Source organism: Clostridium sp. AM42-4 (genome assembly GCF_003480105.1).
In the GTDB taxonomy this organism is placed as follows: Bacteria; Bacillota; Clostridia; order Lachnospirales; family Lachnospiraceae; genus Brotaphodocola.
This window is the reverse complement of sequence record NZ_QUIK01000007.1, coordinates 1-18098: the sequence shown is the minus strand read 5'-3', so window position 1 is coordinate 18098 and position 18098 is coordinate 1. Positions and strand designations below refer to the sequence as shown.

Annotated in this window: 21 protein-coding genes and 3 pseudogenes; 16 read left to right on the top strand and 8 right to left on the bottom strand. The window is 49.7% G+C overall.

Annotated elements, in window-relative coordinates:
• Positions 1–111 precede the first annotated feature (111 nt).
• From DW922_RS07010 to DW922_RS06995, 4 genes are all read left to right on the top strand, one after another.
• A complete protein-coding gene (locus DW922_RS07010) occupies positions 112–1401 on the top strand; it encodes a plasmid recombination protein (protein WP_117552069.1) in 1290 nt (429 codons plus the stop codon).
• 15 nt (positions 1402–1416) lie between these two features.
• The gene (locus tag DW922_RS07005; RefSeq protein ID WP_007488117.1) at positions 1417–1602 is read left to right on the top strand and encodes a hypothetical protein; all 186 of its coding nucleotides are present in this window, start codon (positions 1417–1419) and stop codon (positions 1600–1602) included.
• A gap of 89 nt (positions 1603–1691) precedes the next feature.
• Positions 1692–1922, top strand: coding sequence for a helix-turn-helix transcriptional regulator (locus DW922_RS07000; RefSeq protein ID WP_007488123.1), 231 nt, complete (start codon positions 1692–1694; stop codon positions 1920–1922).
• Positions 1903–3585 (top strand): recombinase family protein, encoded by a 1683-nt coding sequence (locus tag DW922_RS06995; protein WP_118726243.1) that lies wholly within the window; start codon positions 1903–1905, stop codon positions 3583–3585. Before DW922_RS07000 ends, DW922_RS06995 begins: the two co-directional genes overlap by 20 nt.
• Positions 3586–3739: 154 nt before the next feature.
• Here DW922_RS06995 and DW922_RS06990 read toward each other — a convergent pair whose 3' ends face one another.
• From DW922_RS06990 to DW922_RS06970, 4 genes and pseudogenes are all read right to left on the bottom strand, one after another.
• Positions 3740–4762: an AraC family transcriptional regulator gene (locus tag DW922_RS06990; protein ID WP_118726159.1), complete on the bottom strand. Its 1023-nt coding sequence runs from the start codon at positions 4760–4762 to the stop codon at positions 3740–3742.
• On the bottom strand, positions 4759–5145 hold the full coding sequence (locus tag DW922_RS06985) for a metalloregulator ArsR/SmtB family transcription factor (protein ID WP_118726158.1): 387 nt from the start codon (positions 5143–5145) through the stop codon (positions 4759–4761). The genes DW922_RS06990 and DW922_RS06985 overlap by 4 nt, the downstream gene beginning before the upstream one ends.
• A gap of 74 nt (positions 5146–5219) precedes the next feature.
• Positions 5220–5375 (bottom strand): annotated as a pseudogene (locus tag DW922_RS06980) (CGGC domain-containing protein); the annotation flags it as partial.
• Between the two features lie 244 nt (positions 5376–5619).
• Positions 5620–6063, bottom strand: a complete 444-nt coding sequence (locus DW922_RS06970; protein ID WP_015553397.1) for an Rrf2 family transcriptional regulator — start codon at positions 6061–6063, stop codon at positions 5620–5622.
• Between the two features lie 127 nt (positions 6064–6190).
• Here DW922_RS06970 and DW922_RS17620 point away from each other — a divergent pair, with 127 nt between their 5' ends.
• The 5 genes from DW922_RS17620 to DW922_RS06950 are packed head-to-tail and all read left to right on the top strand — an operon-like array spanning position 6191 to position 9128.
• On the top strand, positions 6191–6670 hold the full coding sequence (locus DW922_RS17620) for a hypothetical protein (protein WP_195715021.1): 480 nt from the start codon (positions 6191–6193) through the stop codon (positions 6668–6670).
• Positions 6667–7452 (top strand): NAD-dependent protein deacetylase, SIR2 family, encoded by a 786-nt coding sequence (locus DW922_RS06965; RefSeq protein WP_243032103.1) that lies wholly within the window; start codon positions 6667–6669, stop codon positions 7450–7452. The genes DW922_RS17620 and DW922_RS06965 overlap by 4 nt, the downstream gene beginning before the upstream one ends.
• Entirely contained in the window at positions 7449–7985 is a 537-nt protein-coding gene (locus tag DW922_RS06960; RefSeq protein WP_118726157.1) for an HD domain-containing protein, read from the top strand. Before DW922_RS06965 ends, DW922_RS06960 begins: the two co-directional genes overlap by 4 nt.
• Positions 7978–8286: a TIGR04076 family protein gene (locus DW922_RS06955; RefSeq protein ID WP_182430484.1), complete on the top strand. Its 309-nt coding sequence runs from the start codon at positions 7978–7980 to the stop codon at positions 8284–8286. Before DW922_RS06960 ends, DW922_RS06955 begins: the two co-directional genes overlap by 8 nt.
• A 44-nt stretch (positions 8287–8330) precedes the next feature.
• Positions 8331–9128, top strand: coding sequence for an MBL fold metallo-hydrolase (locus tag DW922_RS06950; RefSeq protein WP_118726156.1), 798 nt, complete (start codon positions 8331–8333; stop codon positions 9126–9128).
• A 178-nt stretch (positions 9129–9306) separates the two neighbouring features.
• On the opposite strand, the gene DW922_RS06945 is transcribed toward DW922_RS06950, so the two are convergent.
• Positions 9307–9615: a helix-turn-helix domain-containing protein gene (locus tag DW922_RS06945; RefSeq protein WP_243032102.1), complete on the bottom strand. Its 309-nt coding sequence runs from the start codon at positions 9613–9615 to the stop codon at positions 9307–9309.
• Between the two features lie 274 nt (positions 9616–9889).
• Between DW922_RS06945 and DW922_RS06935 the strand changes: the two genes are divergently transcribed.
• The 7 genes and pseudogenes from DW922_RS06935 to DW922_RS06905 all read left to right on the top strand — a co-directional run.
• Entirely contained in the window at positions 9890–10444 is a 555-nt protein-coding gene (locus DW922_RS06935; protein ID WP_118726155.1) for an RNA polymerase sigma factor, read from the top strand.
• Entirely contained in the window at positions 10431–10784 is a 354-nt protein-coding gene (locus DW922_RS06930) for a DUF4179 domain-containing protein (RefSeq protein WP_118726154.1), read from the top strand. Before DW922_RS06935 ends, DW922_RS06930 begins: the two co-directional genes overlap by 14 nt.
• A complete protein-coding gene (locus DW922_RS06925; protein WP_118726153.1) occupies positions 10771–11388 on the top strand; it encodes a hypothetical protein in 618 nt (205 codons plus the stop codon). The genes DW922_RS06930 and DW922_RS06925 overlap by 14 nt, the downstream gene beginning before the upstream one ends.
• A complete protein-coding gene (locus DW922_RS06920) occupies positions 11385–12026 on the top strand; it encodes a PrsW family glutamic-type intramembrane protease (protein ID WP_118726152.1) in 642 nt (213 codons plus the stop codon). Before DW922_RS06925 ends, DW922_RS06920 begins: the two co-directional genes overlap by 4 nt.
• A gap of 159 nt (positions 12027–12185) precedes the next feature.
• Positions 12186–12518 carry a hypothetical protein gene (locus tag DW922_RS06915; RefSeq protein ID WP_118600728.1) on the top strand — a complete coding sequence of 111 codons (333 nt, stop codon included), beginning with the start codon at positions 12186–12188 and terminating at the stop codon, positions 12516–12518.
• Entirely contained in the window at positions 12519–15905 is a 3387-nt protein-coding gene (locus DW922_RS18395; RefSeq protein WP_118726151.1) for an InlB B-repeat-containing protein, read from the top strand.
• Positions 15871–16089 (top strand): annotated as a pseudogene (locus DW922_RS06905) (tetracycline efflux MFS transporter Tet(40)); the annotation flags it as partial. The gene DW922_RS18395 and the pseudogene DW922_RS06905, both read left to right, overlap by 35 nt.
• Before the next feature lie 154 nt (positions 16090–16243).
• On the opposite strand, the pseudogene DW922_RS06900 reads toward DW922_RS06905, so the two are convergent.
• The 3 genes and pseudogenes from DW922_RS06900 to DW922_RS06890 form a co-directional block, all read right to left on the bottom strand.
• A pseudogene (locus tag DW922_RS06900) lies at positions 16244–16372 on the bottom strand (Maff2 family protein); the annotation flags it as partial.
• A gap of 210 nt (positions 16373–16582) precedes the next feature.
• Entirely contained in the window at positions 16583–16795 is a 213-nt protein-coding gene (locus DW922_RS06895) for a hypothetical protein (protein WP_005928546.1), read from the bottom strand.
• Positions 16788–18098, bottom strand: a 1311-nt coding sequence (locus DW922_RS06890; protein ID WP_118726150.1) for a VirD4-like conjugal transfer protein, CD1115 family, incomplete at its 5' end; no start/stop codon positions are given. The genes DW922_RS06890 and DW922_RS06895, both read right to left, overlap by 8 nt.

Below are 18098 nucleotides of genomic sequence, written 5' to 3'. Positions count from 1 at the left end.
ACTTTGCAGCCAGTATGGATGAAAGTGTCATAGTGGGTTATTACACTTTGAAAAAGTGCCTCTCCGTAGCTCCCCACTGTCTGCAAATCTCAAAGAAAGGACAAAAATTCAATGGCAAGAAATGATGGAATAGACCGTACCATAGCCAGAAATCAGGACTTGAAAACGCCTGCGGATGTGGCGAAGGTACAGGAACACAATGAGCGTGAAAAGGACAGCTACAGCAATCAGGACATCGTGCCGGAGCGCACTTCTCTGAACGTTCATTTCAAAGCACCCACGGATGATTATGTGAAAATGTTTGAGCAGATGGAGCATGATAATGTGATCTCCACAAGAGGTCTGAAACCGGATGCTGTGAAATACGGCGAGTTGGTGTTTGATGTGAACTCCGCCTATTTCTACAACCACGGCGGCTATGAATTTGCGAAACAGTTTTATACCGATGCCTATAAAGCCGCTGTGGAGATCGTGGGTGGTGAGCAGTATATCCTCTCCGCTGTGATGCACGCCGATGAGCGCAACCGGGCAATGTCCGAAGCTCTTGGCGAGGATGTGTACCACTATCACCTTCATGTGGTTTATATCCCGGTGGTGGAAAAGCAGATTCTTTGGTCGAAGCGGTGTAAGGATGAAGCACTCCGGGGAACGGTAAAGGAAACAATTACACAGGTCAGCCGAAGTAAGAAATGGGACTCCAAGCCGTTGCTTGATGAAAACGGAAATCCCATGCTCAACGCAAACGGAAAAAAGATTTTGAAGTCGTCCTACAGTGTGTTGCAGGATGACTTTTTTCATTTCATGCGAAATGCCGGATATACCGATGTGGAGCGTGGAGAGCGTGGCAGCACCGAGGAACATCTGACAGTGACACAGTTCAAGGTTCAGGCTGAACAGCAGCGTTTGGAAGCTATGACCGGACAGGTGGCACAGGCGGAGCGGGGGTTGGAGAATGCCAAAGATGCCACGGAGAAACAGAAAAAGAAACTGGAAGCTCTGCAAAAGGAAACCAAAACAGCAAAGACCGTTGCTCTGACGGTGCAGGAGATTGAAACGATGGGAAAGAAAGCCACATTCGGAAATAATATCACGCTGACACCGGATGAGTGCGACACGCTCAAACGCTATGCGGTCAACGGCATTATCGCCAATGCTGACAACAAGCGCTTGAAGGAGAAACTGGCTTCCGCTGAAAAGACGGTTTCCATCTGGAAACAGCGGTATGAAGCAGTAAACGAAAAATATATGGAACTGAAACAGAAAGCCCAGCCTTTTCTGGATGCACTGGAAATTGCATCCGAAAGGGTTCGGGCTTTTATCAATTCTATCCTCATCAGAGGAAAGGAAACGCAGGAACACAAACACCCTGACCGGAAGCGTGGACAGGATATGGAACTTTGATGGAGGAATCGCCTATTGAAGAAATATTATGAGGAAGCGAAATATAATGCGGCATTTGACCGCTGTGTGGATGTTATGAGCCAGATGCTCCAGAAGTACGGGCATCAGGTTTTGGATAAATTAGAGCAGGATACACCGCAAACGGTGGAGTGTTCCAAGGATGATAAGCAAGCGCAGCCTTTGACGGATAAGGCTGCGTAAAAATTTACAATTTACACGTTGCGTACTTGTTGCGGCTATGCTATAATATGTACGCAACGTGTATTTTTGCTTTTTGGGAGAAAAGACGAATGGATTGTAAAAACAGAATTATTAAGTTGCGTGAAAGCACAGGACTGAACCGGAAAGATTTTTGCAAGCTCGTCCATATTCCTTACCGGACTATGACCGAGTGGGAATTGGACAACCGCCATGCACCGGATTATGTGCTTAGACTTTTGGAGTATTATATCCGCAACGAGGGATTGATGGTAAAAGAAATGAGCGAAGGAGGTGGCGATTCTGAAAAAGAAGCAACTTAAATGTTATCTATATACGAGAGTGTCCACCTCCATGCAGGTAGACGGATACAGCTTGGATGCCCAGCGGGACAAGTTGCGGAAGTATGCGGCATACGAGGATATGGTCGTTGCCGGGGAGTATTCTGACGAAGGATTTTCCGGCAAGAACATCCAAGGGAGGCAGGAGTTTCAACGGATGCTGAACGACATCCAGGACTGCAAAGACGGCGTTTCCTATGTGCTTGTCTTTAAGCTCTCCAGATTTGGCAGAAATGCAGCCGATGTTCTGAACTCTTTGCAGCTCATGCAGGATTTTGGTGTCAACCTGATTTGCGTGGAGGATGGCATTGACAGCTCCAAGGATGCCGGAAAGCTTATGATTTCCGTGCTGTCTGCGGTGGCGGAAATCGAGCGAGAGAATATCCGCACACAGACAATGGCAGGACGGGAGCAAAAGGCTCGTGAGGGCAAATGGAACGGCGGTTTCGCTCCCTATGGATACAAATTGGAAAGCGGAAACCTTGTCATTGCGGAGGATGAAGTGGAAGTAATCCGTGTTATTTATGACCGCTACATCCATACCAATGAGGGCGTTGCCGGAGTTGCTAAATATCTCAACCGCAACGGGTTTGTGAAGAAGCTGCGGCAAAATAACACCATCCCCGGATTTTCAAGGAACTTCGTGCAGGACGTACTGGATAATCCCGTTTATATGGGTAAAATTGCTTATGGCAGACGGAGAACCGAAAAGAGGCAAGGTACAAGAAATGAGATGCACGTGGTCGAGCAGTCGGAGTTCCCTGTTTACGATGGTCAGCATGAAGCCATCATTTCCGAAGAAGATTGGTATCTGGCACAGGAAAAGCGCAAGATCAATTCCTTTAAGCGGGAAAAGGTCAACAATCCAGACCACGCACACATCCTATCCGGTATTTTGAAATGCCCGTGTTGCGGAAAGAGTATGTACGGCAATATTGCCAAGGCTCATAGCAAGGACAAGAAAACACGGTATTATTACTACTGCAAAAATACGGTTACGCCGACGGGACATGAGTGCAGCTTCCGGCTGAATATCGAGCAGACGGAAATCAACAAATTTGTGGCGAAGGTCATCTCCGCTATGGTCAGCAATCCCCGATTTATAGAAGCAATTCAAGCGAAAATTGGAACGGCGGTTGATACAGAGGATATGGAAAAGCAGATCGCCGTTCTGCAAGGACAGCTAAAGCAAGCCTTTGGAACGAAAAGCCGCTTGGAGCGTCAGATGGATACTTTGGACATCAACGATGCCCACTATGACAGAAAAATTTTGGATTTGCAGCGCCGATATGATGAACAGTATGATACGATAGAAGAAATCGAAGTTCAGATTGGCGAATTGCAAAGTCAGATACGCAGCATCCAGCAGGAGAAAATCTCCGGCGATAACATTTATCGGCTCTTACTGGCATTTGATGAAGTCTACCATTCCGCAACGGAAGCAGAACAGAAAGAGTTTATGAAAGCCTTTATTGAGCGAATTGAGATGTTCCCGGAAAAGAGAAAAGACGGAAGCTGGATAAAGAAGATTGTATTCAACTTCCCTGTGCCTGTTGATGGCGAGGAAGTGAAAGAACTTCCCTTGGAAACTGAAACAACAGTCGAGACGGTAGTTCTTTTGTCCCACAAAAAAGCCGACAGTTAAATCCACATTGATGTGGAGTTTGGAGAGGGCGAGGGCAAGATTCCGGTAGATAGTATTGCTAAAAGAGCCGAAGCGTACAAGCCCAAAGAAAAAGTGACCTACAAAATTATATTTATGTTAGGCTTTGCTGGCAGTAGTCTACCAGAATTTTTCATTACAGTGTTTTGCTAAACGAATCAGATGGAGCTATACCCTGGATTTTCCTGTATTCTCTGGGCGACATTTTGACTATAGCCTGAAAAGCGCTTGAAAACTTTCCCTGGGTTTGGTAGCCTACCTGGGAAGCAATATCCGCGATAGTGGCATTTGTTTCCCGTAATAATTTCATAGCCTGACGCATCCGAAATTCCTTCATATAGGTGGCGATAGGCTGGCCGTAGACTGCCTTGAATATCTCCTTTAGAGTAGAGGTATTTATCAAATACTGTTTAGAAAGTTCTTCAATCGTAAATCGTTGATCCAAGTGCTCTGTCAACTGTTGATGAATTTCTTTTATCAATTCGGTTTGCTGGGAGAAGTATTGAGTCAGTTCTTTATGCTCCGATTTCATGTTGCTCAAATAAATCAAAATTTCCAGAACCTTCAATTTCAAGAGGGAAATTCGAACGGACACAGGAGCAGAAAAGAGTGGGGCAAAAATATGCTCTAAATCGGAACAGGACGGGATTGCGGATGGCTTTCCGGAGCAAAATCGATCCCGTAACTGGTCTGCCTCTACACCGGCATTCTTTAAAACTTCCGGGCAAATGGAAGAGAGCTGTTTCAGATCCACGGAAATGGAAATCCCCTCTGAATATCCTAGGGGAAACATCATGGCGGAATCCGCGCAGCAGGCCATACTGTGCGCAGTCACATCACCTGCACCTAAATAGACGGCAGTACCGCCTTGCATATTCCAACCCACGCGACCACTGCGGCAATAGTAAATTTCCAAAACAGAATCCGAAGCATCGTGCTGAAACTTGACCTCTGAAGCAAGAAAAACATTGAAGGATACCTCTATTCCAGGAAAAGTTTCATATGCCTCCACACATCCTTTTCCAGCGGTAACCGCTCGAAACTGTTCTCCAAAGAGTGTGCTACCCGTTCCACCAGCCCGGCAATGCTTCAAGGCGAGGGTGCCGTTTGGAATCTTTTGGAGTTTTTGAGCGATAACTTTGGATTCTTCTTTTTTCATGGCGTTCCTTTCTGTGTTTCTACTTGCGACGGACAGGCGATTTTTACAAGCCACTCAATCATATGGTGGAAATTTTGGGCCGGTTCGGTATCGGCAGCTCTATAATAGACCTCTTTTCCGTCCCGGCGGCTAACGATCAGACCTGCTGATTTCAACTGCTTGAGATGGTGAGAAACTGCAGGACTGCTCATATCTACCATAGCCGAAAGATTGATAACACATTCCTCACAGTGGCAAAGCAACCAAAAAATGCGAATACGGCTGCCATCCCCCAGCTGCTTGAAAATATCAGCTACAGTTTGAAAGTTTTCTACGCTGGGCATATGTTCCAGTTCCTGCTCGATAGTTTGTCCGTGGTCGTGGGGTAAGTGGTTCTGAACCATTTAGCACTCCTCCTTGAAGTCTATCTTACCATAGGTCGGAGGGAAAAGAAACTTTACTTCTGAGATGTTTCTGATTTTTTCCCGGGGCAGCCGCCGCAGTTGATGAAGCCCACTAACTGAATGTCATCCTCTCCCATAAAAGCGCCTTTTCTCTCTCGGATTGTCCGAAAATCCCGGCTTCCGGGGCAGTAATCCTCTGTCTGCATACAACGAATAATGCCAAGTTTCATATTGATTTCCTCCTTAATTTAGGGCCGGCCATTTAGATTGGGCCGGTCCATTGTCTATTATTATGTAACCAGCTTTTTCAACAGCTGGTTGGAAATGTCCTCGCAGTAGCGATCATCTTCAATCATTCGCAAAATACGGGGTATAGGTCTCGCAGGTTTTCAGTATAGTCCCGCAAGGAGGTTCTGTATTTCCCGTTTAGAAGAATTTTTGTCCCAAATGGAAGCGTTTCTGAAAGTCGATCCGTCATAAACGCTGCAAGGGCATCCCTTCCAACTTCATGTGATATTGTTCCAGCACATCTTTCAGCGTGATTTCTTGCATTCTTTGTTCCGCTGTTTTTTGAATGTCCAAGTAAAAATCCCGCAGCACCAGTTGGATATTTACACCCACGCCACAGGCTGGATTGGTATGGATGTCCTGGTGGAGCAGGGGCTTGTTGCCCTCCACTGCCCGATAGGCATCCAGCAGAGTGATTTTCTCCGGCTCGCGAGCCAGGGCAGGCCGGGGATGTCCCTTCACGCTGACCAGCAGCCCTCCTTTCCGCAAGGCGGACATGAGCTGGCGCACATAGGCGGGATTGGTTTGAATGCTCTCTGCCAGCTTGTTGCTGGTCAGGTCGCAGTCTGGGTACAGAGCGATAAAAGCCAGAATATGAACAGCATCGCTAAGGCGGGTGGGATATTTCATGGACTGATCTCCTTTTTTTTCTTGATGTTATTTTTATTATAACAGCATATTGACAGCAGCGCAAGAGGATGCTAAAATGATTTGAAGTAAGAATAAAAATAACACCCACCTGAAAGGAATGGCGACAATGAACTTCTATGATGATTTGGTCATGCAGACCCAGATGAATTATTCCAGGCACTATCCTATCTATGCTTCCGGCAGTACGCCTTATCAGCTGACTGACAAAAAGCCGCTGCCGTATAGCGAACAGATCCATCGGTTGGTACAGGAGGTAAAGAAAGCTGACTGTGTGGTAGTGGGCGGGGCCTCCGGTCTGTCCGCTGCCGGTGGCGGAGATTTTTACTATGAGGATAACGACTCCTACCGCAAATACTTCCGGCCTTTTGCGGAGAAGTACCACTTCAAAGGTGCTTTTGCAGGGATGATGCACCCCTGGGAGACTCGGGAAGAGTATTGGGGGTATCTTGCCACCTTCCTTCACACCACCCAGACCGCACCTGTGCGTCATCCCTATCTGGATCTAGACGCTTTGTTGAAAGGCAAGGACTTCTTCATCCTCACCACCAATCAGGATACCCAGTTTGTCAAGCGGACGCTATCTTGATCGGGGCCAGTAACGGACTGTCCATCACCGAAGGACTGCATTTGTTTGCGGACAATGCGGCCTTTGAAAGACTGTTTGGAGATTTTAAACGGAAATACGGCCTTGGGTGTATTTTGCAGGGCATGATGGCTGGATGGCCCAGCGAGGAGGAAAAATGGGCCTTCTGGGCCCGGCTCATCCATCATTACTGCGGGCAGTACCAGCCTACGCCGGTGATGAACGATTTGAAGGCCATTGTGGGAGAGAAAGATTACTTTGTCGTCACATCAAACGGAGAAGGTCACTTTGAACTGTGTGGCTTCGATCCGTCGAAAATCTATGAGATTGAGGGCAACTGGTTTACTATGCAGTGTGCCCGCCCCTGCCACGACACCATCTATCCTAGTCTGGAGGTGGCAGAAAAATTATCGGCTGCCGAACAGAGCGGCCATGTGCCTACAGAATTGATGCCGCACTGTCCCAAGTGCGGCGGTCCCATGGACATCCACATGGGTGCGGGTCAGAGAATGATTCCGGATACCGCTGCCAAGGTACGGTTCCAAAACTTTCTGAAAACCTACCACGGGAAGAAACTGGTGGTTTTGGAGCTGGGCATTGGCTGGCGCAATCAGCTGATCAAGGCCCCGATGATGCGCCTGGTGGCCAGCGAGCCAAACGCCACTTATGTGACCATCAATCTTGGTGAGATCTACATTGCGGACAATATCAAAGAGAAGTCCTTCGGACTGGACGGGCGACTGGATGAGCTGCTGCCTGCTCTCCGGGAGGCGTGCGAGGCATGACGATTCCGAAACAAGTTCAAAATGACTATAAGAGATGGTATCATTTTCTCGAACAAGAAGTACAGTTTTCGCTGTCTGATAGCGAGAAACACACTAAAGAACACTGTGCCAGGGTATTGCTGTTCGCTTTGCTGATCGCAGACAAGATGGATTTATCCCAGAAAGAGCGGGAGGCACTGTGTGCCGCCGCGGTTTTCCATGACTCCCGCCGCCAGAATGACTGGTTGGATGTGGACCATGGCCAGCGAGCAGCAGATTACTACAGGGACTATTGTCAGACAAATTCGCTGTCCTTTGATAACCGAGTTTATCTGGTCATGGCATTTCACGACAGGGATGACGTCTTGGGCGAGGCAGCATTGACGGAACAGAAGAGCGGCATTCTTCTGTATCACATCTTCAAGGATGCTGATGCGCTGGATCGCTTCCGCTTGGGACCGAATGGGCTGGACATCCGCTATCTTCGTACAGCCGAGGGAAAATCCCTCTACTGTTACGCGGAACAATTTGAAAGAGGGGATGCTAATGCATAAGAAGGTTAAAATCACCGTGTTGCGCACGGAATACTATCAGGAACTGGCAGAACCGTATGCAATTCCTAATTTGGGGATGTGTCCTTTTCATCAGAAAGGTCAAGTATTATACAGCGATGGCATCAATCCGCCGGATGGGATGTGTGGCGTTGCCTGGCAGGTGATTGCTCCCATGGCGCGTCAGTTATCCTTGGGGGAATTGGTTCAGCCATCTGGTACTTGGCTGAATGATGATACGATTGGCGTGTTTGCTTGTCCAGACGGAATTCGGCCAGTCATTTTTCTCTTAGAGGCAGAGTAAAGGATACAATTTTGATATTTAAAATTCAAACAGGAGGGTAAATTATGCAAATTCGACAGATACGAAATGCAACCATTAAAATTCACTATGGGGGAAAGATTTTTTTAGTCGATCCGTGGCTCGCCCCCAAGGACGGTTTTGGTTGCTTTGCAAGACTTCCCGAATCCATTCCCTTTAAAACGCCGGATTCTCAGAAAACATTCATTTCCATGCCCATCTGTCCGCTTCCCACAACGGTTGATGAAATTCTTGCAGATGTGGACTATTATATTGTTACTCATATCCATCCGGATCATATTGATATGGAGATGGACGGAACAGTTGGGAATATGTTAAACAAGGAAACACCCGTGCTGGTACAGAACGACGAAGATGCGCAGGTTTTTGTTCGGTCGGGATTTAAAGATGTAAGAATCTTGCCGCAGTCTGGTCTTTCGATTGGAGAAATAACCGTGACAAATGTACCGGCACGACATGGCGTGACGATTCCCTGTGGTTCTGCCATGGGGTTTATGATGGAAGGAGAGGAAAAAACACTTTATCTTGCCGGTGATACCGTTTGGTATGAACAGGTAGAGGAAAACTTGAGACGGTTTCAGCCTGATGTTATCATACTAAATGCTTGTGCTGCGGAGCTTGTTGATTTTGGCAGACTGATTATGGATGCTGAAGATGTGGCACAAGTAATCGCACACGCTCCAGAAGCCGATATTATTATCAGTCATATGGATAATGTGGCACATGCTTCTCTTTCTCGCACTTCTTTAAGTGAGCAGTTGGAATTACAGAATCTTCTCTCTCGAGTGAAGGTCCCTGCCGACGGTGAAACTTTGTCGTTTTAAAACACAGTTTGCATCCTTGCTTGTCAAGTGATAAAATATTTTCCGTAAAATAATGTAAAGCAAACGCCATTGACAATGAAACTCCAGCTGTCAATGAAAAAAACAATAGCCGGGAAGTGGGCTCAGTGCCAATGCTTCCCGGCTTTCCTATTCTAAAAAGGCGTCATTATATTTGGAGTTACGGTATATATTTCATGCCCCACTGAGAGATAGCATAAAAAACAGGCAGCAGATCCCGTCCTTTCTCGGTGAGGGAGTATTCCACCCGTATGGGCATTTCATTATATTGGATGCGCTGGATCAATTCATCCGCTTCCAGCTCCTTCAGGGCGTTGGTCAGAGCTGTGTTGGTGATGGGCTTGAGAACTTTTTTCAGTTCCCCAAACCGCATGGGACAGGCCTGTTTAAAAAACGCCAGCAGCCGCATTTGGGGGCGCTGCCCCGTTTTCTCCCGTCCTTCGCAGCGATGTAACTTTTTTCTGGACACTTCGCCGGACGCCTTGTATTTCTTCTGATATTCGTATATAATGTATCATGTTGAGTATTATCCATGCGGAGGTGCGGTATGAACGGGATTAAAGGCTATATTTCCATAAGGGAGGCCTCCTATCGCTGGGGCGTGTCAGAGCGGCGGGTCAACCAGTATTGCGCCGAGGGGCGGATCCCCGGCGCGTCCCGGTTCGGGCGCTCATGGGCGATCCCGGAAAATGCGGAGAAACCGTCCGACCCTCGTAGGAAGGCCACAGAAGGAGGCGGTGGATATGATCTCCGATGAAACCGCATACCGACGGTATCTTGACGGAGAGCAAAAAGCTGCCGACCTGCTGGTGGAACGCTACGGCGATGCGCTGACACTTTACATAACTGGATACATAAAGGATATCCACGAGGCGGAGGATCTGATGATCGAGGCCTTTTCACAGCTTTTCGCAAAGGAGAGGCCGATTGAGGGTGTGGGCAGTTTTAAGGCATATCTTTACAAAACCGCTCGTCACCTTGCGCTTCGACATAAGCAGAAACACCGTCTTGCATTTCTGTGCCTGGATGAGTTGGACTTTGAGCCGCAAAGCAACACCCTGATCGATACCAATCTACTTCGCAGCGAACGAGACCGCCAGCTTTATGATGCGCTTGAAAAGCTGAAAGCAGAATACCGGGAAGCACTCTATCTTGTCTATTTTGAAGATATGAGCTACCGCGATGCGGCAACGGTCATGAACAAAAGTGAGAGCCAGATCACAAAACTGGTCTACCGTGGAAAACAAAGCCTGAAAGTAATTTTGGAGCAGGAGGGATTTGCTTATGCGGACAAGTGAGGAGCGTGCCCGCCTGATCCACAGGCGGACAGAGGAAATTAAACAAGAGCATCGAAAAAAGAAACAACAAGGGCTATATGCAGTCTGCATGGCGGCCTGCCTGTTTTTGGTGATCGGCATCGGCGCAATGATGCCGGGATTGATGAAGGGCGCAGCGGACGGAAGCATCGTCCATTCTTCGGGAACGGCAAGCCTGATAGGAAGCCACGCCGCACTTGGCTATATCATGATGGGGCTGTTGGCGTTTCTTCTTGGGGTTTGCGTGACAGTTCTTTTATACCGTCTGCATCGGAGATGTGAACGACAGAAGCAGGAGGATGCCGGAGATGGAGAACTTTGAACTCATTGATAACCTGTTTCAGATCACGATGTTGCTCTGCGCCTGTGTCGCTGCCGGTATTCTTGCCATTCGGCACAGGAACCGCAGCCTCCTGATTTTATCTCTTGCCTATGCCTGCTTTGCCATGGGGACGATATACTATGTGCTGTATCTGGTCATCATTGGTATCTGGCCGCAAGTATTTTATGTGGCGGAGATCTCATGGCTGGCTGCGTGGCTTTTCTACCTGTCCGCACAGATTTTGCGAACGGAGGGGATGAAGTGCCGCTTTTCGCTCCCTGCCGGAGCCACCGCGGCGGTCATTGCGGCGGTTGCTTTTCTCGACCACGATTTTGGCCCGTCTTATTTTGTTTCCGCACTGTTTGCGCTCACGGCAGGTGCGATCATGTATCTCTCGGTATTTCATATACAAAACGGCAGCTTGTACCGAAAAAGAGACTTTTTTATGATCATCTGCGTTATGTTGCAGGTGTTGTTATATTTGGTTTCTGACTTCACGCACGACTACACGCGCTTTCAGCTCTACTACGCTGTAGACCTTGCGCTGACGTTATCCATGGCGGCGCTGCTGCCTCTGACGCTGCGGGAGGTGAAGCAGGCTTGACCTATATTGAAAATATTTTCCTCTGCCTTGCGCTTCCGCTGATTTTATCCATGTTTTTCATCAAGGGGCGCGTTCGGCGCTATGCGCTGTTTTTGACCGTCGGTATGGCCGTTTGCCTGCTCAGCGCCTATGTCAGCAGCTTCTTCATGGGGCAATACGGCGTGGACGGCACCGTTGCCGCTATCGAGATCACGCCCGTATGTGAAGAAGTCATGAAGCTTCTGCCGCTGCTGTTTTTCTATCTGATTTTTGAGCCGGAGCCGAAAGAGATACCTGCGGCAGCCATCGCCATCGCCGTTGGTTTTGCTACCTTTGAAAACGTCTGCTATCTGACGGAAAACGGCGCGGCCAATTTCAATTTTCTGCTGATTCGCGGGATTTCCGCCGGAGCGCTGCATATTCTCTGTGGCGTTCTTTCCGGCTTCGGTGTTTCCTATGTGTTTCGCCGTCACTGGCTGGCAGCAACCGGCACCGTGGGCATTCTTGGAGCCTGCATCGGTTTCCATGCCATCTATAATCTGCTCATCACGGCGGACGGTGTATGGAAAACGGCAGGATACCTCTTTCCGTCGCTGCTCCTTCTCTGCCTATACGCAGCAAAGCAGCTGCTGCCAAGGCAGAACATTTCCTTTAAATAAGTACAGATTTCGCGCGCAGAGCCGTCCCAAATTCGGGGCGGTTCATTTTTTTTGAATTTTTTTCGATTTTGGGTGGAAGGATTTTGGATTTCATGTCTTTTAGGAAGTAGAGGGTCGTTGATTGACCTTGAAAACAAAAAGCGAAAGGAGGCATTGACAATGACCGGCAGAACGGAGCGCCGGATTCGGGAGATCCGGCGACGGACGAGGCAATACAGGAAGCGGTACGAAAGGCGCGTGCTTTCCACCTTAAGCGTGTGCAGTCTGCTTCTCTTTGCCGGGATCGGTATTCTTTTGCGGAAGGTACAGTCAGGTGGCGTCCCCACCGTGACAGACAGCTATGGCTCTGTGCTGCTGCGAGGAGGCACAAGCGCATACGTTGTGGTCGGCATCGCCGCCTTTGCGGTGGGGGTGACAGTGACCATGATCTGCATCCGGCTGAAAAACAAATCAAAAGACCGTACAGTCAGTACGGAAGAAAGGGAGGACTAAATGAAATTGAAAAAACGGATATTGAGCCTGCTGCTCTGCGGCGCAATGCTTTTTTCCCTCTGCTCTCAATCCGTGTTGGCCGAGGAGAATGGGCAGGCGGGCGGCGTTACAATAGGCACAAGTGGCCTGTGCGAACACCACCCGGAGCATAACGCGGACTGCGGCTACACGGAGGGAACGGCGGGAACACCCTGCGTCCACGAACACACCGCAGATTGCTATGAGGAAGTAACCAACTGCGTCCATGAACATGACGAGGACTGTTACCCGGAGGAAAGCGTTTCCGGCAATGAAGCGACCCCGTCCGGCGCACAAAAACGGGAGCCGGAGAACTGCCCACACATCTGCGACGAGGAAAGCGGGTGTATCACCAAGGAATTAAACTGCCAGCATGAGCATGACGATGAGTGCGGCTACTCTCCTGCAACTGCGGGGACCCCCTGCGGGTATGTCTGCGAACTGTGCGGCAGTGAGGATAGTGAGAAACTGGCTACTCCGTCCAATGCGGAGGCTGTCACGGTGGCAAGCGTACAGGCCATGATCGACGGTTTACCGAACGCAGAAGAAATCACTGAAGATAACGCCGAAGAAGTCAAGGCGCAGCTTGAGGCCATCGACGAGGCGAAGGAGAAGCTCTCCGACGAGGAAATCGATGAGCTGGATATGACCCGGTATGCGGAAGCTGCCGCTGCATTGGGGGCGCTGGCTGCGCCAATGCTATTGGCTAATGATTCGCCTGACGAGCAGTTTTCCCTCGCTCCCGGCGGCAGATATTACTTTGACCTATCAGCGATGAATATTCCCGGAACGGCAAACGGCGATCTGCCGGACAGCACCCTGCACTATGTTCCCTTTACCTACGCAGGAACGGTGGACGCCTACAAGCTCACATCAGCAATGGCAACCACCGAGGAGCATGCAGAGCAGAACAAATATGACCACAGCCTGTTTATTGCGGACTACAATGTGACCTTTAATGTAGACTGGAATCAGTTGAACGAAAAACAAATGATTTTCGGCACACCCTATACCAGCTACGGCGTGAACTACACCATGCGGGCGCCGTCGGCAGGGAGTCAGTCTAATAATAATAATGGCAAAGACGATAGTAGTAGTACGCGAGGCATCCCGAAAAGCAACGAATGGGATGCGATTTTAGATAAGGCAAATCAAGACTGGAAGGATAATACATCTGGGTATATCAAAAACTGGTCACGTAAGTATTCCTTTGGACAGGACAACCATGCTGATGCGTCGTACCGTGCGATTCGCGGGTGCAATTCGGCCCGCTACTGGGGCTACTACACTGCTACGTACTCCCTCCCGAACGTCGGTTTCCGCCCCGTGCTTGAAATCCTGAACGCTGACACACTGGATTCTGACGGACTGAAGGTCGTTACCCTTGACCTGAACGGCGGCAAGCTGGGCGGCAGCTCCGATGCTATTCACATCATCGTGAAAAACGGCAGCGCATTTACCGCCCCTGCGTCCGACGGCCTGACCCGCCCGGACGGAAATACAGGCAGCTACTTCATGTGGCTTGGCAGCGACGGCAAGCTCTACGCGCCCGGTGCCAACGTTCCGGCGGACGTTACCAAGCTCACGGCGCAGTTTGCTTTATCAGAGCAGTTTACCCTCACCCCCGGCGACAGATACTATTTTGACCTTTCGACGATGAATATTCCCGGCACGGCTAACGGCAGCCTGCCGGATGCGTCGCTGCACTATGTTCCCTTTACCTATGCGGGAACAATAGAAGCCTACAAGCTCACGTCTGCGATGGCGACCACCGAGGAATATGCACAGCAGAACAAATACTCTCACAGCCTGTTTGTGGCGGACTATGCCGTAACGCATAAGGTAAACTGGAATAACTTAGATACTGCGAGTCTGATTTTCGGCAAAAATTATGCCAGCGGCGGCGTGGACTATACCCTGCGCGCACCGTCTTGTGGAAGTGGGTTTACCGGTTCAGACGATTCAGAGCACGGTACGCCCCAAAGCAATGAGTGGGACGCGGTGCTGGACAAGAACAGCGGCTATGTCAAAAACTGGAACGACATATATTCGTGGGGGCAGGACACATCAAGTTACGAATCGTGGTATCGTGCGCTTCGCGGGGTCGATTCGGCCCGCTACTGGAACCACTACTATGCTACGTCCTCCTACCCGATCCTCGGTTTCCGCCCCGTCCTTGAAGTCCTGAACCCTGACGAACTGGGCTCTGACGGGCTGAAAGCCGTTACCCTTGACCTTGGCGGCGGCAAATTGGGCGGCAGTACGGATACTATTCAAATCATCGTGAAAAACGGCAGCGAGTTTACCGCCCCCGCGTCCAACGGCCTGACCCGCCCGGACGGAGATACGGGCAGCTACTTCATGTGGCTCGGAAGCAACGGGAAGCTCTACGCCCCCGGCGACAACGTTCCGGCTGATGTGACGGAACTGACGGTGCAGTGGACAGCCCCGACCTATGCCGTAACCTTGAACACGAACGGCGGAACGATCAACAACGGCAATGTCACCGAATACACCTATGGCGTGGGCGCAACACTCCCGACAGATGTGACGCGCACCGGGTACACCTTCAAGGGCTGGTATGATAACGAGAGTCTGACCGGCAATCCTGTTACGGCAATCGGCGGTGCAGAAACGGGTAATAAAGAGTATTGGGCGAAGTGGGAAGCAAATACCTACACCGTCACGCTGAACACAAACGGCGGCACGATCAACAGCGGCAATGTCACCGGATACACCTACGGCGTGGGTGCAACGCTTCCGACAGCCGACGATATGACCTATACGGGATATACGTTCAAGGGATGGTATGACAACGAAGGCTTGACCGGCTTTCCTGTTACGGCAATCAGCGACACCGAAACGGGCAACAAGGGATATTGGGCGAAGTGGGAAGCAAATGCCTACACCGTCACGCTGAACACGAACGGCGGAACGATCAACAACGGCAATGTCACCGAATACACCTACGGCGCAGGTGCAACGCTCCCGACAGCCGACGATATGACCTATACAGGCCACACGTTCGTGGGCTGGTATGACAACGAAAATCTGACCGGCTCTCTTGTTGCGGCAATCGGCGGTACAGAAACGGGCAATAAGGAATACTGGGCGAAGTGGGAAGCAAATACCTATACCGTGACATTTTACCCTAATGGTGGCAGTGTCAATCCGGTTGCTGCTACCACAGATAGTTCCGGCAAGCTGTCCTCTTTACCTACACCAACCCGTGGTGGCAACTATCGTTTTGATGGATGGTACACCGAACAGACCGGCGGCATAAAAGTTACCTTAAATCAGGTTTATACGGCAGATACCACCCTATATGCCTACTGTGCTGGCCGCCTGGATGAACGACCATGTGGATGAGAAAATGCGCGCCACAGTCTTTTCCACCAGCGGACAGCTGGACTCTTTCGGGCAGATCATCGGCGGGCCTATTGTGGGGCTGGTAGCCCAGCAGGTGTCCATACCCTGGGGGCTGGTCTGTACCGCTTTCCTGCTGTTGCCCGCGCTGTTCTTAGTGCCGGTGGCGGGAAAGAAGCGGGATTGATATGGCATAGTTAAGTTTACTGACGAGCGGGAGATTACTTCCGCTCGTCTTCATTTAGTAGCGCAAAATTTGAGGACTCTTTATTTCCTTATTCGGTATAGCGGAGGCGGCTGTCAATTCGACATAATTTTCTTGTGATACTTTACCGTACATGAGCATTTGCACCTGGGTTGTCATTTCCGTAGCCCTCCAAGAGGTTGATAACGCCCCAAATGCCAAGACCTGCTCCGAGAGCGATAACGAGTGTCTGTAAAACGCCTACTGCGCTGTTGAAAAATGCCATAATATAACTCCTTTCTGCCGCTGTGCGGCTGCCCGAAAAAGGGCATAAAAAACGGCGGTCAGTTTTCGATAACTGCCGCGGTCATAAGTCCCCGCGCTGCGTTTGTTGCTGCGGCGCGGCGGTATTCAGTTGTAAGGGTGCGGCTTCCTGCCGCGATACGCGCAAGGAGTAGGGGCGCGTACCATGTAGCCCGTGTTTATTATTTTTACTTTAAGCTCCCTCCTTTTCAAAAAGTGGTGTGTAGACAGGCATAATGCCGTACTGCCGTTCCCGGACAGCTTCGATATACTTGATATAGGAAATACCTGCCTGTCTTGTCCTGCGTTCCTGTTCCCGCTGCATTTCCTCGGCAGCTTCCACAAGCCCGCTGATAGCCCGGATTAGCTGCTGTTTTGCCTTTTTCTTTCTGATACGCTTATTCATTTTCTGTGTCCTCCTGCAAATCTGCTTCGTCAACTTCGTAATAGTCAAATACCTCGTCCGGCTTTACGATTGCAGGACGGCGGCGCAAGTGCTTTTCCATGTCAAAGGCATTTTTCTTGTCAAAGTCGGAAAGGTACTTGTACTTCGGGTGTTTGGTAATATCGTATTTTTCGGAGAAGAACGGACGCACCCCGCGTAGTTGCAAGATACATTTCCCGCCGTCCATGACCGCAATTTCATCTTCGCTCATAAGCTGCTTGCCTAACTTCTGATAGTTCAGCCCGTGGGAAAGCTCCCGTCCTCTTGTTTCGGAAGTGTTGAAGCTGTCAATGGTTTCTTTCCCCAAGATTTCCGACATTTCTTTAAGGGTCGTTTTCTCCTTGCCGCCCAAGAACAGGGTCGTATCGCAGTTGCCGACAATGGTATCGGCGTTGTCCTTGTAGATAGCCTTTAGCTGCGACTGGCTCTGCAAGATGATGGACGCGGAGATTTCGCGGCTCCTTATCGTGGCAATGAGTTTTTCAAACTTCGGTATCTGCCCGATATTTGCAAACTCGTCAAGCAGACAGCGCACATGAACAGGTAGCCGCCCGCCGTACACATCATCTGCCTTGTCACAAAGCAGATTGAAAAGCTGTGTGTAAAGGATTGATACAACAAAGTTAAAGGTGTCGTCGGTGTCGGAGATAATAACAAAAAGCGCGGTCTTTCGGTCGCCTAAGGTGTCAAGCTCCATTTCGTCGGTTTCCATCAGCTCGCGCAGTTCCCGAATGTCAAAGGGGGCAAGACGCGCACCGCAGGAAATGAGGATAGAGCTTCTTGTTTTTCCGGCAGACAGCAAAAACTTCTTGTACTGGCGCACCGCAAAATGTTCCGGGTCTTTTTCCTCCAAGCGTTCAAACATGAGGTCAACGGGGGATTGAAATTCCGGGTCGTCCTCGCGGGCTTCCGACGCATTTATCATTTCAAGCAGCGTCGTAAAGTTTTTCTCATTCTCCGGGGCTTCGTACCAGATGTAGCCGATAAGGGCGCAGTAAAAAAGCCGTTCCGATTTCACCCAAAAATCCTCGCCGGATTTTTCCCCGTCGCCTTTGGTGTTGGCGATAATGGTATTTACCAGTTTCAAAATATCCTTTTCGCTGCGCAGATAGGCGAAGGGATTGTACCGCATGGATTTCTTGAAATTGATGGTGTTTAGCACTTTGATTTTGTACCCGCCCCGCTGCAAGAGCTTCCCGCACTCGATTAAAACCGTTCCTTTCGGAAGCGTTTCGTCAAGACAGAATGTGCATTTTATTTGCAA